10 protein-coding genes are annotated in these 17,405 nt (G+C 42.2%); 8 read left to right on the forward strand and 2 right to left on the reverse strand.

Features of this window, described 5'->3' with window-relative positions:
* Positions 1-42 precede the first annotated feature (42 nt).
* The 3 genes from D0466_RS19370 (at position 43) to D0466_RS23115 (ending at position 2,448) form a co-directional block, all read left to right on the forward strand.
* Positions 43-1,332, forward strand: a complete 1,290-nt coding sequence (locus D0466_RS19370) for an ATP-binding protein (RefSeq protein ID WP_117324175.1) — start codon at positions 43-45, stop codon at positions 1,330-1,332.
* A 256-nt stretch (positions 1,333-1,588) separates the two neighbouring features.
* Positions 1,589-1,903 carry a helix-turn-helix domain-containing protein gene (locus tag D0466_RS19375; protein WP_117324176.1) on the forward strand — a complete coding sequence of 105 codons (315 nt, stop codon included), beginning with the start codon at positions 1,589-1,591 and terminating at the stop codon, positions 1,901-1,903.
* 293 nt (positions 1,904-2,196) lie between these two features.
* Positions 2,197-2,448 carry a hypothetical protein gene (locus D0466_RS23115; RefSeq protein WP_233522729.1) on the forward strand — a complete coding sequence of 84 codons (252 nt, stop codon included), beginning with the start codon at positions 2,197-2,199 and terminating at the stop codon, positions 2,446-2,448.
* A gap of 274 nt (positions 2,449-2,722) precedes the next feature.
* Here D0466_RS23115 and D0466_RS19385 read toward each other — a convergent pair whose 3' ends face one another.
* On the reverse strand, positions 2,723-3,400 hold the full coding sequence (locus D0466_RS19385) for a lysozyme family protein (protein ID WP_117324177.1): 678 nt from the start codon (positions 3,398-3,400) through the stop codon (positions 2,723-2,725).
* 277 nt (positions 3,401-3,677) lie between these two features.
* Between D0466_RS19385 and D0466_RS19390 the strand changes: the two genes are divergently transcribed.
* Entirely contained in the window at positions 3,678-5,780 is a 2,103-nt protein-coding gene (locus D0466_RS19390) for an Ig-like domain-containing protein (RefSeq protein WP_233522730.1), read from the forward strand.
* Positions 5,781-5,842: 62 nt separating this feature from the next.
* On the opposite strand, the gene D0466_RS19395 is transcribed toward D0466_RS19390, so the two are convergent.
* Positions 5,843-7,624 (reverse strand): M14 family zinc carboxypeptidase, encoded by a 1,782-nt coding sequence (locus tag D0466_RS19395; RefSeq protein WP_117324179.1) that lies wholly within the window; start codon positions 7,622-7,624, stop codon positions 5,843-5,845.
* Between the two features lie 298 nt (positions 7,625-7,922).
* Here D0466_RS19395 and D0466_RS19400 point away from each other — a divergent pair, with 298 nt between their 5' ends.
* The 4 genes from D0466_RS19400 to D0466_RS19415 all read left to right on the forward strand — a co-directional run bounded on the left by D0466_RS19400 (position 7,923) and on the right by D0466_RS19415 (position 17,205).
* Positions 7,923-8,195 (forward strand): hypothetical protein, encoded by a 273-nt coding sequence (locus tag D0466_RS19400; protein WP_117324180.1) that lies wholly within the window; start codon positions 7,923-7,925, stop codon positions 8,193-8,195.
* Positions 8,196-9,020: 825 nt separating this feature from the next.
* On the forward strand, positions 9,021-10,991 hold the full coding sequence (locus tag D0466_RS19405; protein WP_117324181.1) for a methyl-accepting chemotaxis protein: 1,971 nt from the start codon (positions 9,021-9,023) through the stop codon (positions 10,989-10,991).
* Positions 10,992-11,286: 295 nt separating this feature from the next.
* Positions 11,287-12,591 carry an acetamidase/formamidase family protein gene (locus D0466_RS19410; protein WP_117324182.1) on the forward strand — a complete coding sequence of 435 codons (1,305 nt, stop codon included), beginning with the start codon at positions 11,287-11,289 and terminating at the stop codon, positions 12,589-12,591.
* Positions 12,592-13,704: 1,113 nt separating this feature from the next.
* Entirely contained in the window at positions 13,705-17,205 is a 3,501-nt protein-coding gene (locus tag D0466_RS19415; RefSeq protein ID WP_117324183.1) for a S8 family serine peptidase, read from the forward strand.
* Positions 17,206-17,405: the final 200 nt, after the last annotated feature.

The raw sequence follows: 17,405 nt of genomic DNA on the forward strand, positions 1-17,405 counted from the left end.
ACATTTGACTATTCATAATATTACAAAAAGTTAGGTGATGTTATGGATTTTATTACGAAGGATTTACTTGTAAACTTTCTATTTATCCTTCTCCCTCTATTTCTTGTCCAAATGTTTTACCTGCTTAAATATACATACCGATCTGAGAAATTAAAAGAAGGGATATTTGTTGTATTTCCCTTTGCTACTATTATACTTTGTATGTTATTCCCGGTTGCGGTAGGCGGAGGATTCAGCTGGGACCTGCGGAGGATCCCTTTTATATTAGGAATACTATATGGCGGGTACCGATTGGGTTTTCTGTTATTGTTTATGATTCTTGCTATCCGCTATATGATAGGCGGCACTGGTTTTTATCTAACACTTATATCTTTTACAATATTAGCGGTTGTGACAAGCATTTTATCAAAGCCCTATCAGAAAATGTCAATAAAAAACAAAGTGATCGTAAGCTGCTCACTCAGTTTTTCAACGCTCCTCATTACATTCATTACTTCAGAGCTACTGTTTCATACAAACCATGGAATAGGTATGTGGCTGCAATATATCGTCATCAATACAATCTGCATGTTGCTCACGACACTGTTTTGGGAAGTAATCAAAGCAAACTTTGAAGTGCTGCAAAAGCTAATCAAGGCGGAAAAATTAGAAGTGGTCAGCCATCTTGCCGCAAGCATTTCCCATGAGGTACGAAATCCGCTGACTGTAAGCAGGGGATTTATCCAAATGCTTTCAGGGGATATACCTCCCCAGACAAGAAAGAAGTATGTAGACATTGCATTAGAGGAACTTGACCGCGCCACTGAAGTTATCAATGATTATCTTACATTTGCGAAACCTGTACCTGACCAGAAAGAACTCATACATTTGCCTGAACAAATCTTACATGCGATTAAGGTGATTACTCCGTTAGCGAATATGAATGGCGTAGAAGTGAAGCATGTCATTGAATTAGAAGATGAAGAGTTTTTTGTGAATGGAGAAAGAAAAAAATTCCAACAATGTTTGATCAATTTAATGAAAAATGGCATTGAATCAATGACAGATAATGGACAATTACAGATTCGGCTAACCAACACCAATACCACTATCCAAATCGATATTCAAGATGAAGGATCCGGTATGACACAAGAGCAGATTACGCGCCTGGGTGAACCATATTTTACAACGAAGGCAAAAGGCACGGGACTTGGGATGATGGTTTCGTTCAGCATTATTAAAGCAATGGGCGGCAGCATAAATGTATCAAGCGAGTTAGGGAAAGGGACCTCCTTTTCGATTATCCTGCCGATTGTCCAAACACAGAGGGACCAGAGAAAAGTTTCAGGGTAATTTATAATGAAGAAACAAATGGGGGACGGATGTTTTCCCGTTTTTTTATGCAAATATCCTGATGTCTCGATTCCACTGTAAAGAGTGCTCAGTGGGTGCCGCCAAAACGGGGGGGGAATTGCTTATAAGAATCTGTTCTAAATAGATTAACAGAACCTGAAATGATTTTTAAAAAACTGAACATTCAAATTTGAATAAATATTTATATTAATGTATAATTATTTAAACTATAAAGATAACAGGGGTAGGGGATAAAATGAGGATTATCGGAAATGTGATTATGCGAAGGCGAAAGGAACTGAAAATGACCCAAAATCAGCTTGCTGAGAAGCTTGGCGTTTCCAGCACCTTCATTTGTAAAATTGAGACCGGTTCTACACCTCTTAGCCAAAAGCATTTAGAAGGAATTGAGGATGCGCTGGGAATGGATTTCTCAAATTATTTCAGTGCGGAAAACCAATTGCTGAACAAGTGGAAAGCAGTGATAAATATGTTTGAGGACCATCAGCTTCAGCCTGAAGACGTCAAGGCGCTTATTCAGTTTATCACCCATATTAAAAAGACAGGTTAATCCATTTTGAGAAAATAATATGTTTTTAACATTTTTTCTATAATGGTAAAATATACACCAAAAAAACCAGCATATCTATTTAATCAATGTTTTGATTAAATGATTTCTGGTTTATTTTTTTGCTTAAACATAATCAACGGAGATTTAGAAAGAACGAAATTTTTTGTCAGGAGGAAAGAAACGATGAAGGTTGGGTTAATTCGCCATTTCAAGGTGAAGAGAGGATATCCAAATGCAATCGTGACAACCGAAGAATTGATGAAATGGATGGAAGAGTATATGATGCTTCGGAAGTGATGGAAACCCAAATCAATTTGGGTGGTAAAGAATGGAAGAAATATTTTTCAAGCGATATCGAGGGCGGAAATAATAGCAAAACGAGCCTTTCATGGGGATATTGTGTATTTGGAAGAATTACGGGAAATAAAGCTGTCACCCTTTTTCATTCGCCAATCAAGCTTCCGCTCATTTTACACATTTTCTTAATAAGGATAGCATGGCTGTTTAACCATAAATCGCAGTCACAGACTACGTGGCCTCATTAAACAAATAAATGCAACATTAGATAAGATACTGACCGATCAGGAAGATGTACTGATCGTTGGCCATGGCGGAATTATGGTGTACATGAGGAAGGAGTTATTGAAGAGGGGCTATACTGGTCCGAAGTTCGGGAGGCCTGCTAACGCGAAGATTTATGTTTTTGAGAAATGAGAAGCACCTTCACTACCTTTTTCGCTTTTATGTCAGAAGCACTGTTCCACTTTCAGGGGAAAAAGAACTTTTTTGGTTGTTGAAGGTGCGTTGGGCCAAAATGGATTAGAAAGATTCATAGGTTGAAGTGCCAGCGCTAGCAGGAACACTTTCAGAAAGTGAATCTATTTTTTTCGCTACTTTTGTGCTGTATGTGAAATCCCCGTAACAGTATGGATATCGAAAATTGCTTCTGTCCCCGCCGCAGTTATAAACGTTCGGCTTTTTATTTACCTGGAGCATGGAAAACTTCTTTGCTAATTCCTCAGTATGTTTGCCGCCATGCTTCGCGGTATAGTCGATATAGCCTATGCCCATGTTGTAGGCTTGGATAATTGTCGGAAAATCTACTTTTTTGCGTTTTCCGTAAGCAACTGCCTCATGGAAATGTCTAACGCCTTGGCGAATGCTTTGCTTCGGGTCTTTGATTGTGTTTGGCGCAAGCCCGGCCGATTCTGAAGCCTGCATTGGATCCCCGCCTTTTCCGCGGCTTTCCTGCTGCATTAATGCCACAAGGACCATTGTATATTCTTCAAGATGGTATTTTTCTAATTCGCTGTGAATGAGGGAAGTATACTTTTTGGCGTCTTCAAACGGATCGCCGCTTTCCCTTTTCACGATTGACGATGAATCTTGCTGCAACGGTATCCGGACCACCTGCAGCAAGACGATAAAAGCAAAACAAAAAGTCAGAAGCATAAAAAGGGCCTTCGACTTCTTTCTCTTCCGTTTTCGTTTCTTCATAGATTTCTCTCCCGCTCAATTTCCTCTATGACATTATAAATCAAATGAGAGTTTAATCGCATCCAAAAAGTATAAGACGGGGTCAGTCCCCCGCTGCATTAACGCATTAGCGCATTTGGGGTCAGTCCCCCACTGCATTAACGCTTTACCATGCCGGGGGACTGACCCCTAAAAAAATCGAAAAAAATTGTCAATTAATCTTGTAAAAAAATTATTTTTTTCGGCGATAAACTAAATATCAATAGATTTTACTCATCAGGGGGAGTCTTAAGTGGGAATGCTTAAACGTATGGTTGTATTGGCAACGGTCTCCGTGTTAGTTGGTTTTCCGGTTGATGTTTATGGTGATGAACAAATGGCAAAGAATGTGAGAGTTGTAGAAAGTGCCGGTGCGCAAAACTATCTATTGATCAGCAATGAATCTGCGATGGCAGAGAATATGCAAGAAATAGGGAATTTTGCACCTGACAATAAAGACATTACCATGAACAAAAGTTTGAAACCCCAAGCTTATAAAATGGACATAAACCGGCCTTATCTAATCAAGCCGGCATTAAGAAAGAGTGTAAAGCAGGCTTCCGTGAAATCCGTTTATAAAGTGGGAAGCACAAAGCCTTTTTGGGTGACTGACTTCACAACAGAACGCGATTATTCGATAACTGCAGAATTGAGCTATAGGGGGTCGAAAACTAATGTCTGGGTCCATGACAAACAGATCACGCAACAAGAGGCAGAGCAAATGGGCAGGGAATTTGATAATAACATCCATGGGCTGATCGCCGAAAATTTTGGATCGGAATCCGATGTGGACAGCAACGGAAAAGTAGATATTTTATGCTACGACATTCAGGATGGATTTGATGGAAAAGGCGGATTTTTTGCCGGGTATTTTTATGCAAGGGATCTATATAATGTGAGCAATTCGAATAAGGCCGAGGTTTTTTACATCGATACCTATCCGCTAATGGGCATGGGTGCCGACAAGGATGTTACACAGGCGTATTCAACGCTGGCGCATGAATTTCAGCATATGGTTAACTTTAACCGGAATGTCTTCGAGGAAAATACTGGAGACAGAATGGATGTATGGCTGGATGAGGCTTTGGCAATGGCCGCTGAACATATGTATACAGGGGAAGCATTAACCGACCGCATCGACTATTATAATCAATCCAAATCGATTGAAAACGGCCATTCCTTGCTGCGTTGGGATTATGACGGGGATGTTTTGTCTAACTATGCCTTATCCTATTTGTTTGGGCAATATCTCAAGCTTCAATCAAATCAAGGGGATGGTATTTTTAAAGAAATCATCGAAGATCCGAATAATGACTACAGGGCAGTCGAGAAGGCAGCAAAAAAATACATAGACCCATCAATGAATTTTGGACAGCTGTTGACCAGCTTCAGAGGTGCCTTATTGGTAAATGAAGACGAGGGCATTTATGGATTTAAAGGGAATCCTTTATTTGGTAGACTTAAGCCGAAAATTTACAGCGGCGGCTCCAATCCTCGATTATTTGGAGGGGGATCCATTGTTACACAGGTTGGATCTCTGCCTGAAGAGCCGGTGGCAAAAGGGTCTGATATTTCATACACCTTTTTTACCTCCGAAGCATTAAGCAATGAGGCTCCACCAATTCCGATGACCCTTTCTGTGAATAAGGTAAGCGACAAAGATACATTCCTGAAAGGGAAAACGTTAGCGAATGCTAAAATTTCCATTAAGACCGACAGCAGCACGATCGGTACTGGCTATGCAAGTATAAGTGGAGACTTTACTATTAAAATCCCCAAGCAAAAAAGGGGTACGAAACTCACGGTTATTGCTGAAGAAAAAGCACGAAGCGAAAGCAGGGTTGTCACTGTCACCGTAGTGGATGAAACTCCGCCGCCTAAGCCCACTGTCATGCCGGTTGATGATAATGACACTATTGTAAGAGGAAAAGCTGAGCCCGGTTCGTACGTCTGGGTGCAAGTTGGGGACAATTGGGTAAATAATGGGACCCAGGCAGGGCCAGGCGGGGATTTCTCGGTGAAAATCAGACCGCAAAAAGCTCGTACGTTTATCGCTGTTTGTGCGGTCGACCCCGATGGCAATCAAGGCAGCTTTACTGAATTATTCGTTAGGGATAAAACGCCGCCCAAAATATTGTCCGTGTTCCCGCTGAACGGCCAAAGTAAAACCATAACAGGGAAAACCGAGGGAAGGGCGCTGGTGGAAGTGAAGCTCGGATCGAAACTATTAGGAAAAACTTATGCGGATTCAAGAGGATATTACAAGATTGCTATCAACGCCCACAAAAAGGGGACGAAATTGACGATATCCGCATACGATGCGGCGAAAAACAGAAAAAGTGTGACGGCCACGATAAAATAATAACGGTAAAAAATTCCGACAAAAAAGCGAAGACATCGTTACAAATGTCTTCGCTTTTTCTATTATTTTGCTTCGCCGGCAGGATTAGTTGTTTCTGCTGGTGGAGTTTCAGGCTGTGGAACTGGTTGTTCAACCGGCTCTTGTGGCAGTCCGCCTTCAATTTTATCCCGTTTGGATTTTAAGAAGATTTCTGTTGCCGTGTATGTTTTATATTTTTTTGATTTTTTGAACGCTGCCGAATCACTGGTCAGCTTATCATACTTCGTTAAATTCGCTTTTACTGATTCATATTGTTTCTTATTTAATTGATCTTCCATTTTGAAGATGAGCTCGTATCTTAACACTTCAAACTTCAAATTATCCCTGGTGACAATCGCAGGGGTGATATATTTTGCGACGGCTAATTTCCTGGCGGAAGTGCCATACATCTTTGCCAATTTGCTATTAACGGAAGGAATCATTTTCACTAAATTCTCGTACCTTGATACAGAGGTTTTAGTCATTCTTTCTTTTTCTAAATAGCCGGTTAACGTGTTATTATTTGCAAGAAGCTTTTCGCCATCTTTTACAGCATTTATGAAAGCTGCGGAGCGGTCCCTATGCGTTTTAGCTGTTTTCAAAGCAGCTGCAGGGCGTGAGCGGAATTTGCTCGGTAATTTGGCAATGGCTGCTTCGTTTTTCTTAATTTCACTGCTAACCTTATTGTATAGATCCTGGTGCGCTTTTTCGATTTTCACATTATTTGTTGTTTTAATTTTAGTAGTATAGTAGGTTTGGAGTTTGCCTGCGGTTGCATTATAAGCCTTGATCTTTTTCTCCAATGCCTGGCTTTCAGCTAGCTTGCGGGTGTCGTAGATTTTCCCGCCTTCCTGGGCAACGTAAAGGCCGACTCCCATGTTTTGGTTCCAAACGGTTGGGAACCTGTAAAGAGGCACGTGTGTTTGACCCGCAAAAGGTGCAATTTCAAGTGTAAACGCGGACTTCTTTTTAATCATGGAGTACCAGTCGCTGAACCCGCCGCCATAGCTTCTGCCTTGCAGAGCATATCCGGTCATCCCATTTAATTTTCTGGCGATTGCAAGATCTTTCGTTCTGCGGCTCCCTGTTTGGCCGTAATCCCAATACATGATCTGGCCGCTGCTATGATAAGAGACTGCGATTTCAGGAGAGAAAGACGATACAAACGATACGATTGCTTTTGTCTCCGCGGCTGAATGAGGAGCTTTGCCGTTATAATTCATATAGCTTGGAGATGAAGCGCCGCCTAGCCTATACCAATTGGCGTTATATTGCCTGTTCAGGTCAACGCCCTTTGCGTTTGCCTTCCATCTTTTAAAATTGGTGCTGCCGCTGTTCATTCTCTTAAGGCCTGCATGCGTACTTTTCGGGAAAGCTTTCAATCCGGATTGCTGAAGGGTAACTCCATCAGGGTTTACCATCGGGACGAACCAAATCGTGGTATTCGTTAAAATCTTCCTGACATCATACCCTTTGATTTTTTGATTTTTCTTATAGGCATAGGCATACTTGTCAATCATATTCATGTTGACATTGGTTGTCATCCATTCCCTGGCGTGATGGGAACCATTGATGAATACTTTGGATGACCCTTTCCCCAGAGACACGGCATATAAATTCCGCCCGTACTCCGACTTTCCGATGGTCTTAACGGTGATGAGATCTGGATACGCTTTTTTCAGTTTCGTAATGTCCGAGACCATATTTGAGTATGTATACGTTTTATTTGGATTCACGATATACGATTGAGCCGAAGCGCCGTCTGCATAAAGGAAACCCGCCAGCACAAAAAACAAAGCAATAAGACCAACCTTGATTCTTTTCAAAATATTACCACCTTTGTCATTTCTATCTACAATATTCTACAATATTCTTACAAATTTTAATAGACCGAAATCTACAATATTGAAAGTTATTAAATTTTAAACATGAGAAATTTTATAGAGGATTGAGGATAAAAACATAAAGTGGTGATGGAAAAACAAATTATCTGAATTTTCCCTCTATTTCGGGACAATTGGCTTATTCTAATATAGTGATGGAATGGTAAAATAATGGTAGTAGTTGGGTTAAATACTCCGTCTTTTCGTTCGAAAAAATTTGGACAAGCGGAGGGTCAAACAGATGAGACCACGATTTAATTTTAAGTCTACTACGTCCACTGTTGCTAAAGCCCCGCGAAACAAATCATCTGAAACAGATCGCAAACCTAAAAAGCTGGCACCCAAGAGGAAGGACATGAACAACGCGCATTTGCTGAGCCAAAGCGTGTTGAACTTCGCAAAAGCGGCATTTGTATTAGCCCTGACGGTTATTTTCGTTGTTCTTGCCTGTTTGGGCAAAATTGACACAGAATTTTTCTACACACTGGTGGGTTCGTTTTCACCGTTTCTTTAAAAGGCTGTTGATTGGCCTGATGACTATCAGATAAGCAAAGGTTTTTCATATGCTTGATTTCCGGGTTTTGGAGGGCCCGGTAGTCAAATCCTTCGACCCAACGAACGAAAAGATGATGGGTATTTGCATAGGAAAACGGCGGGCTGATAGTTGAATAATCAAAGAAAAGGGAAATGCCCCGGCAGGCATTTCCCTTTTTCAATGCGGAAAAAATGTTGGAGCATTTATTTCCGCTAATAAGTTCTCCACAAGAGTATGCGGGCGGGCAGTTGTTCGTCATTAACCGGCATTAAGGATGAAACGCAAGTCAAGATTGTGGGAACAACTGTCGTAGGGCCAAAACATCCCGGGAACCAGATTTAATTTTAGTAGTCTACTTTAATTATTATAGCACCGGCAAAGGAGATGTAAACCTGTTATTTTTCCAATGTAAGGAAAATGTAATATTTAACCTTTTATATATTTATAGGTTCTCAATTTAAACGAAAAAGTGGAATGCGTTTTTGAATCATAGCGGAGAACATTACTTTAGGTGCCCAGAGCTGATTATTCGTCAACAATGGATCGTTTTATGATTCGCCGGAGCTTGAGAACCGGTGGAAAAGCGCGGGTGAACTTGCGGATTCGTGGACCCCACAGGGATAGCGGAATTGCCTTTGCCCCAATCACCTGAAGATAATGCAGGTTTCTTTGCTCTGTAAAACCAGGCGATTTTATATAAATACTGTGATCTGGGAGTTTTTATTTAGCGGCACTACAAAACGGCATAAATATGATAGGGAAATTTCCGATATTAACAGAAATAGACAAAAAGGGGATTGCCAGATGCGCAAATTTTTAAATTTATCAATCAGGAGCAGGCTGATTATTTCATTTGTTTTGATCCTGCTAATTCCTAGCCTAATTATTGGATGGACATCGTATTCAACAGCAAAAAGGACAGTTGAACACGAAATCACGATGTCTGCCTTAGAGGACGTAACGTTATTAAATTCTGTTCTGGACCGATTCATCGAACCGGAAATCATGAATATTGATTACTTGTCGGATGAAATAGCAAAAGCAGACTATACAGGGGACAATCCTGTTTTACAGAAGGGCATCCTGGCTCCTTTTCTTTCAAAGCATCCTGAAATTTCGACGATATATGTAGGCAGCAAGGAAGGCATGTTTATCAATGCACCTGCAAAAAAAATGCCTGAAGGTTATGACCCGCGCGAAAGGCCCTGGTACCAGGAGGCCATGAAACAGACTGGCAAAGTGGTCATTACCAGCCCGTTTGAATCCAAAACGACAGGGGACTTTGTGTTCGGCGTTGCGAAAGTTTTGAAAGATGGTTCAGGCGTTTTAGCAGCAGAAGTGAAAATTGAAACCATTTCCGAAATTGTCAACAAAGTTCACGTTGGCGATGAAGGCTATGCGTTCCTGGCAGATAAAGATAAAAAAGTCATTGTTCATCCTACTGCAAAGCCGACAGAACCATTAGAAGGGAATTTTGTAAATAAAATTTACCAAACAAAAACAGGTAATTTTGAATACACCATAGACAATAAAGATAAAAAAATCGTTTTTGCCACCAATGAATTAACCGGGTGGAAGGTAGCGGGTACTCTTTTTAATGAAGAAATAACAAAAGCGGCCCAGCCTATTTTTAATAAAACCATCCTTGTTTTGAGTATTGCTTTAATCCTTGGGATAGCACTCGGATACTTGATTATTGCTTCCATAACGAAACCTCTCCGTTCCCTGGTGGTTGCTTCGGAAAAGATTGGCCAAGGGGATTTAACGGAAGAAATACAGGTTCAATCTAACGATGAGTTAGGACAGCTTGGCAACAGCTTCAATACAATGACCAAAAACCTGCGTGAGCTGATTGAGCAAATTGGAACCAATACTGAACAAGTGGCGGCCTCTGCTGAAGAACTAACCGCGAATGCAGAACAAACCAGCAAAGCAACAGAACAAATTGCGGTAACCATTCAAGAAGTGGCCGCAGGGACTGATAAACAAATGGAAAGTGTAGAGGAAAGTTCGATTCAGATCAGTTCTTTGGCCCAAGAGGTGCAGCGAATTTCAGACAATGCCGATAGCGTAAGTTTGGCATCCAAGGACACGGCTGAAAAAGCGGCTGGCGGAGAACGAAGCATCAAATTGGCTGTGAACCAAATGAACACAATCAATGACACGTTTGGAAATCTTTCGGCCTCTATCAAAATGCTGGGAGACCGTTCAAATGAAATTAACCAAATCATAGAAGTGATTACCAGTATTGCATCACAAACGAATCTGTTGGCACTGAATGCTGCAATAGAGGCTGCAAGAGCGGGCGAGCATGGTAAAGGATTTGCGGTAGTTGCGGAGGAAGTAAGGAAACTGGCCGAACAATCATCAGACTCCTCGCAGCAAATTGCCCAATTGATCGTTGGCATTCAGGAAGAAACAAGCAAGACGATTGAATCGATGGAACATGCTACAAGCGAAGTAAATGAAGGAATCGGAATTGTCGATTTAGCCGGTGGTGCATTCAGCCAAATTCAAGCCTCAATAAACGGAATGGCTCACGAAATCGAGCAAATCTCATCAGCGGTCCAGAAAATCACTTCCGGAACCGAGCAGGTCGTCCATTCGGTAATGGGAATTTCACAAGTGGCTGAATTAGCCGCTGCCGGGACCCAAAACGTCTCTGCTGCAACCCAGGAACAACTCGCTTCAATGGAAGAAATCTCGGCCTCCGCGGGCGCCCTATCCAACATGGCCGACGAACTCCACCAGGCAATCGGAAGATTCAAAGTATAATAGGGGGCATAAGGGGTCATTCCCTTCGCGCGTTACCACTTTATTGTATTGGGGGTCAGTCCCCCGGTACGTTAACACGGTAAAGTAGTAGGGGACAGACCCCCGGTGCTGTGAAGTGCTAAAGCGGACGGGGGTCTGTCCCTATTTTTTACAGGTAGAAACCATATTAGTTTAAAGGCAAATTCACAATAGTATTAGTTTGTGCACAGTTATTTGGAAAGCGCTATGATAATAATCTATAATGATATTGAAAAGAAAATCTCTTACAATGAGAAACTGGAATGGGGGAAAAGTGATGGAAGCGAAGCAGACCGTATTTGTCAATGAGTTTACTAATGGCATTTTAGACCCTAACAACAAAATGCTGGGACCTGTAAAGGATGGCGGGCATATTGTAGCGAATACTGCTCCGGGGTGCTGGGGACCGATGATCACACCGGCAATCCGCGGCGGACACGAGGTAACAAAGCCTGTGTTTGTAGAAGGAGCGGAAGTGGGAGACGCAATTGCCATCAAAATTAAGTCAATTAGAGTCACATCATCCGCAACTGCTTCAGGGAATGATGCACCGGTAGATGGAAGATTTTTAGGAGATCCGTTTGTGGCGGGTAAATGTCCTCAGTGCGGTACGGTGAACCCTGAGACTATTATTGAAGGCATCGGCCAGGAAGCGATTCGTTGTGCAGAATGCGGCATAGATGTAGTCCCGTTTTTATTTACGAATGGTTATACTATAGCATTTGATTCTAACCGCAATATAGGAGTTACCTTGCACAAAAGGGCGGCTGAGGAAATAGCAAGAGAAGGCCGTTCATATATGGCGACACCAGAACAATCGATACAGAATCCCATCGTGACGATTGCCCCTCATGATTTAGTAGGGACGGTTGCAAGAATGCGGCCATTTTTAGGGCAGCTTGGAACCACTCCTTCAAGGCCGTTTCCTGACTCCCACAATGCAGGGGACTTCGGCCAGTTTTTGATTGAAGCCCCGCACGATTACAAACTATCAAAGGAACAATTAGAGGACCGGACTGACGGGCATATGGATATTAACCGGGTACGGGAAGGTGCTGTTCTTATTTGTCCTGTAAAAGTGCCGGGTGGCGGCGTATATCTTGGTGACATGCACGCAATGCAAGGCGATGGAGAAATAGCAGGACATACAGCCGATGTAGCAGGTATCGTGAATTTGCAGGTTAAGGTCATTAAAGGACTGAATATCGATGGACCAATTCTATTGCCTGTCGAAGAAGACCTGCCTTATCTTGCAAAGCCCATAACCAAAAAAGAAAAAGAAATCGCACGGGGAGTAGCGGAACAATGGCAAGTTAAAAAGTTGGAGGAGTCACTGCCTATTTCCTTTATCGGTACCGGAGCAAATTTAAATGAGGCAACAGAAAACGGTTTAAAAAGAGCCGCGGAAGTTATTGGCATCTCCATTCCGGAAGTCATGAACCGGGCCACCATTACAGGGTCCATTGAAATTGGCAGACACCCAGGAGTGGCAACAATTACATTCCTATGCCCGGTAGCCTATCTCAACAAAATTGGTATTACGCAGCTTGTAAGAGATCAATATATAAACTCTATTGGGTAATGCAGATCCCTTTTGGGATTATTCCCGTAGCGGTACAGCAGTACAGCAGAGGAGGAATGACCCCTAATTACTGAGCCAGCAAATTTGTTGGCTCTTTTTGCGGCCGTTTATTGCGGCGATTCACATGGCTGGCTTATGGAACCGGTAATTCTCAACGAAATGAAATCCCGAAGACCATTACCCCTTTTTATTCTCCGCTCATTATCAGTATGACTTATTGAAATTGGAGGCTATTACAGCGCCAGTCACCCGGTGTGAAACTAATCAAATGATTGATTAAGAAATAAAAGCAGGGCAAGTATGCTTTAGTACTGAAGTCGGGAAATTTAATCAAACGATTGATTTAGAACTAGTCTTGAATGTTTGCAAAACCTTTCTCTGGCTTATCAAAATTTTGTGCAAAATGACTGAATTTGAAACTGAAGTTTTTATGACTCAATCTTATTTGCTTAAACCAGTTTGGGTAGTCAACCGGGAAGGCAATACGCAAAATAGGGTTTGATTTGCGAATAGATCCTTACTGAAAAATTCAATAAAATGCTGGTCGAATATCCGAATCTTGATGATCCAGTTTCTTATTTTTTCAACTTTTCAAGATTGTGTTACGTGTGAAGCCCTCCGCGGTAGACCTTCCTTCCATCGAGATCATGACCATTATTAACAATGAGAACCCCCTGTATTTGAAAACTGGCAAAATACGATTTTAATCTGGATTTCTTAACCTGATTATAAATGGATGCGAAAAGGCCCGGGAAAACTTGCATACGCGGCCGCAGGTAAGTCCCTGGGCATTCCTCCAACTTTTCAGCTATAGTGAAAACAATTCCCTCAAACTTTTATATTACTAAAATCCCGTTATAATGGATTGTCGAAAAAAATACAAGAAATGCCAGTAATGAAGTGTTATTATTAAATTGTAAAAACCTGGGTCTTTTACCAGCTGGTCATGCTGATTCATGGATGAAGACTCATAGTTGTTACACTAAATAACAGCGATCTTTATAAAGAAGAACACCCAGGCCCATCAACAATCTTAGGCAAGTTACTCGCCAGTACCAACTGGCTGCTTGCTTTCTGGGTGTCTTTTTTGACAGGATCGTGAGGGGGAAGCACATGAAGCGATTTGCAAAGAAAGCGGCCATGCTTGCAGTATGTACAGGATTATTGCTGCCTGGCATTCCTATCAACGAAGCAAAAGCAATTTCAAACACCGGAAGTGCTTTTTCCACTGAGCAGAATTCCAGCATCCAAAATGGACACCTATTTGGCCTTATGGACAAGCCATCTGCCAACGAACAAAAACCAGCCTACAGCGAAGATCAAATCCTTATCAAGTACAAAAAACCTTTATCACCGAAAGAACACAAACTGGCCGGTGGAACGATAATAAAGAAGCTGCCAGGCCTTCCATACGTCATCGTGAAAGTGAAGAATAAAAAGGCGCAGGAGAAAGCATTAAAGACTTATTCAAAAAACGCAAAAGTCGCTTTAGCAAGCCCTTCTGCATTGTTTCAGAAGCTTGGCTACACTGATCCGAAAGCGGACAAGCAGTACCATCAGTCCATGCTCAACATCAGTAAGGCACAGGCGCTCGCAGGCAACAAAAAAGTCAAGGTAGCGGTTATTGATGGAGGGATTGATCAAAAACATCCTGAAATGAAGAGCAAAGTGATCTCCAGCTATAATGTCCTGAATCCGATTAACCCCGGGCTGCCCGATGAGCATGGCACCCATGTCGGAGGGATCATCGCCGCTGAAAAGAATAATGGCATTGGCGGATACGGAGTCAATCCAAATGCGGAAATCTTGTCGATTGATGTTTTCGGGCGCTCTAATTTTACCAACGACTACACGATAGCCCAAGCAATCTATGAGGCTATTGAAAAAGGGGCAAAAGTCATAAATATGAGCCTTGGATCCCTGGGAGCGACTCCGATTTTGGAAGAAGCTGTCCAGAAGGCCATTTCCAAAGGCATCACCATTGTTGCCGCTGCGGGTAATGAGGCTATGGATATCCCTAGTTATCCAGCTTCCTATGAGGGAGTCATTAGCGTAGGTTCAGTAAATAATCAGAAAAAGTTATCCTATTATTCAAGTTTCGGGCCTACCGTTGATATTGCGGCACCTGGCGAGAATATTTATTCGACTGTCTATGATATGGAGAAAAAATCAACATTCGAATCCATGAGCGGCACCTCAATGGCTTCACCGGTAGTAGCAGGCGTTGCCTCCCTTTTATTGGCTAAACACCCGGGACTGACTCCGGTGCAAGTTGAATATATCCTGGAAACAACGGCCAATGATTTAGGAGCTTCAGGGTATGATACGAAATTTGGAAACGGTCTGGTGAACCCGGTTGCAGCACTATCCTATGATATTAAAAAAATTCCAGCTTTTGTTAAAGAAGCTTGGACGGACAAAGAAATACTGGCAAAGGCAACTGCTGTTGAAACCTCCGAGCCGGTTGAAATCAATGAGTCATTTACTAAACCGTTCGAACAGCATTGGATCAAGTTTAACGTCAAAGAAGGCGAATATATTCAATCAGCCCTAAATAGCGCAGGGGAATATGACCATAAATTAATGATCCATTTCTATTCCGAAAACGAAAAACAACAGACAGACATAAACAGCGTGCGCAATGGAGGCACTGAAGGGAAACTGGTGAAGGCACCGTTTGATGGCACGATTGCGATCGGTGTCAAGGACGTTAATGGAAGCTTTGATAGTTCCAAAGGACAAAAAGATACCTATTCACTTCAGGTGATGAAACAGGAAGCCCTTCCAGAAGATACATCGACTGTTGAGAATATGCAGGATATTTCAGAAGTGCCTTATTCAAACAATGAACATACATTTGCAAGCGGGGAAAAGGTTGATAACGATTATTTTACATTCACACCTGAAGAAGCTAAACTTTATCAACTTAATGTATCCGGTGTTCCAGGTGTGGACAGCACGGTGAGCGTCTATCGGGAGGACCAGATTGTTCCTCCGCAGGAAGAGGGACAGCCGCCGCTTTCCGAGGAAGAAAAACGCGCCATCATAAAAGAAGCGTTGGAGAGCAGCAAGGCTCCTGCAGAAGCTGTTAGCAACAAGGGGAGAGTGAGTGACGGGGAATCCTTATTCTTCAAGGCTGAGCCAGCGGTGAAATATATTGTCAAGGTTTCCAATAAACCGGAATACCAGAATGAAATGAACGTTTTTAGCGATTTGTTATTGATGATTTTTGGTTCACAAATTAGCGAAACTGAGTCGGCAATTTTGCCTTATACGTTATCAGTTGACTCGAAAACAATACCGGCCGATGAGGATGTGTTCTCCCGGGAAGGCATTGCAGGGAATGAAGAAAACGGAGGAGACTCCACGGAAGAAGAGTATTATAAACAATTGGAAGAAATGATTAACTTCTACCAGGAAAATGCGCGTCCATATCCATTAGGCAGCAAAGCAGATGGATATTTACAGGGCCTGGAGGATTTAGATTTATTCAAGTTTACGCCTGAGAAAACAGGCATCTATAAATTTGAAATCCCAAAATCCAATGGACAGGGGTTCACGCTTGAAATTGCCCAATTAACAAGCGAGAAACTGGATGACGGCCGGACCGTGCCAGCGATACAAACTGTAGGGGCCAATGTGAATTGGAGTGGCTGGGGAGCGCTTACGGAATCGTTCCATACTGTCCTTAAACAAGGTGAAACGTATTTTATGGCGGTCAGCCCTAACATATTCGAAAATGATTTTTCCTTGCAGCAATACCAGATCCATTCAAATTTCGTGATGGATGATCAATCAGACAAATATGAAGACAATGATATATTCAAACATCAGTCAAAGCCGATAACAGATGGCGGAACAATCACCGGGAACTTTGCAGCTCCGAATGATTTGGATGCTTTTTACTTCAAACCTGAAAAAAGCGGGCTCTATACAACACTAATGGAACGGGGAAAACCGGATAGTAAGCTGATTAGTAAACTTCCGCCGGAGCTATTTGCGCCGGTATACGGATCCATCGTCGCAATTGAGGATGTTAATAACAATAAGAAATATGATGAAGCAGATTATGAAAGCTTTACCATTTTTGAAAATGGGATTCAAAGCGGAAGCACATACGGTTCCTTTAAGGCAGTAAAAGGCAAAGGCTATTTCTTAGTCTTGCAAGGTCTCATAGAGGATGGCCAGTTTTTGAGCCTGAATCCCTATCACTTCACTGTTGCTGCCGCGAGATCCACAGATGAAGATTCCAGGTCTGCCGTGAAAAACAACAAACCATCAAAACCAATCGGATTAAAGAAAGTGAATTCCATCACCCAGCGGGCTACAGGATATTTGAACGGAGGCATTCCGTTCGGTGATGAAGATTGGTATACATTCACGTTGAAAAAGGATGCGAAGCTAAGAATCGACCTGTCATCCGGCAATGAAGCAGATATGGTGATTGCCTTGTACCAAAACGGAAAGCTGCTTAACAAAGCCGACTATTATAAACAAGGAGATACGGAAACCCTCTTTAAATCCTTTAAAAAGGGTACCTATCATATTAAGGTCCGGGATGCATACGGCAATGCAACCATTAAACCATATCAATTGACAGTGACAAATAAGTAACATACTGCCTTTAGTACAAAGTTCAGGGGTCTAGCCCCTGTAGTGGTGAGGCTTCAAACCGTTGAGTGCCTGTCCCCCACTTCAGTACAATGTTCACCGACAATAAATTCAAGGTAAAACAGGCATATAGGGCCCTAATTCTTTTCGGGAATTAGGGCTTTTTTAATTTTAGTGAAAATATGAGCTGAATACCAATCCCT

The organism is Peribacillus glennii, from assembly GCF_003429105.1.
Classification (GTDB): domain Bacteria; phylum Bacillota; class Bacilli; order Bacillales; family DSM-1321; genus Peribacillus; species Peribacillus glennii.

Excerpts from the sequence above, each read along its gene's own strand:
- D0466_RS19370 (WP_117324175.1), top strand. The coding sequence starts at position 43 with ATGGATTTTATTACGAAGGATTTACTTGTAAACTTTCTATTTATCCTT.
- D0466_RS19375 (WP_117324176.1), top strand. The coding sequence starts at position 1,589 with ATGAGGATTATCGGAAATGTGATTATGCGAAGGCGAAAGGAACTGAAA.
- D0466_RS19385 (WP_117324177.1), bottom strand. The coding sequence starts at position 3,400 with ATGAAGAAACGAAAACGGAAGAGAAAGAAGTCGAAGGCCCTTTTTATG.
- D0466_RS19390 (WP_233522730.1), top strand. The coding sequence starts at position 3,678 with ATGCTTAAACGTATGGTTGTATTGGCAACGGTCTCCGTGTTAGTTGGT.
- D0466_RS19400 (WP_117324180.1), top strand. The coding sequence starts at position 7,923 with ATGAGACCACGATTTAATTTTAAGTCTACTACGTCCACTGTTGCTAAA.
- D0466_RS19405 (WP_117324181.1), top strand. The coding sequence starts at position 9,021 with ATGCGCAAATTTTTAAATTTATCAATCAGGAGCAGGCTGATTATTTCA.
- D0466_RS19410 (WP_117324182.1), top strand. The coding sequence starts at position 11,287 with ATGGAAGCGAAGCAGACCGTATTTGTCAATGAGTTTACTAATGGCATT.
- D0466_RS19415 (WP_117324183.1), top strand. The coding sequence starts at position 13,705 with ATGAAGCGATTTGCAAAGAAAGCGGCCATGCTTGCAGTATGTACAGGA.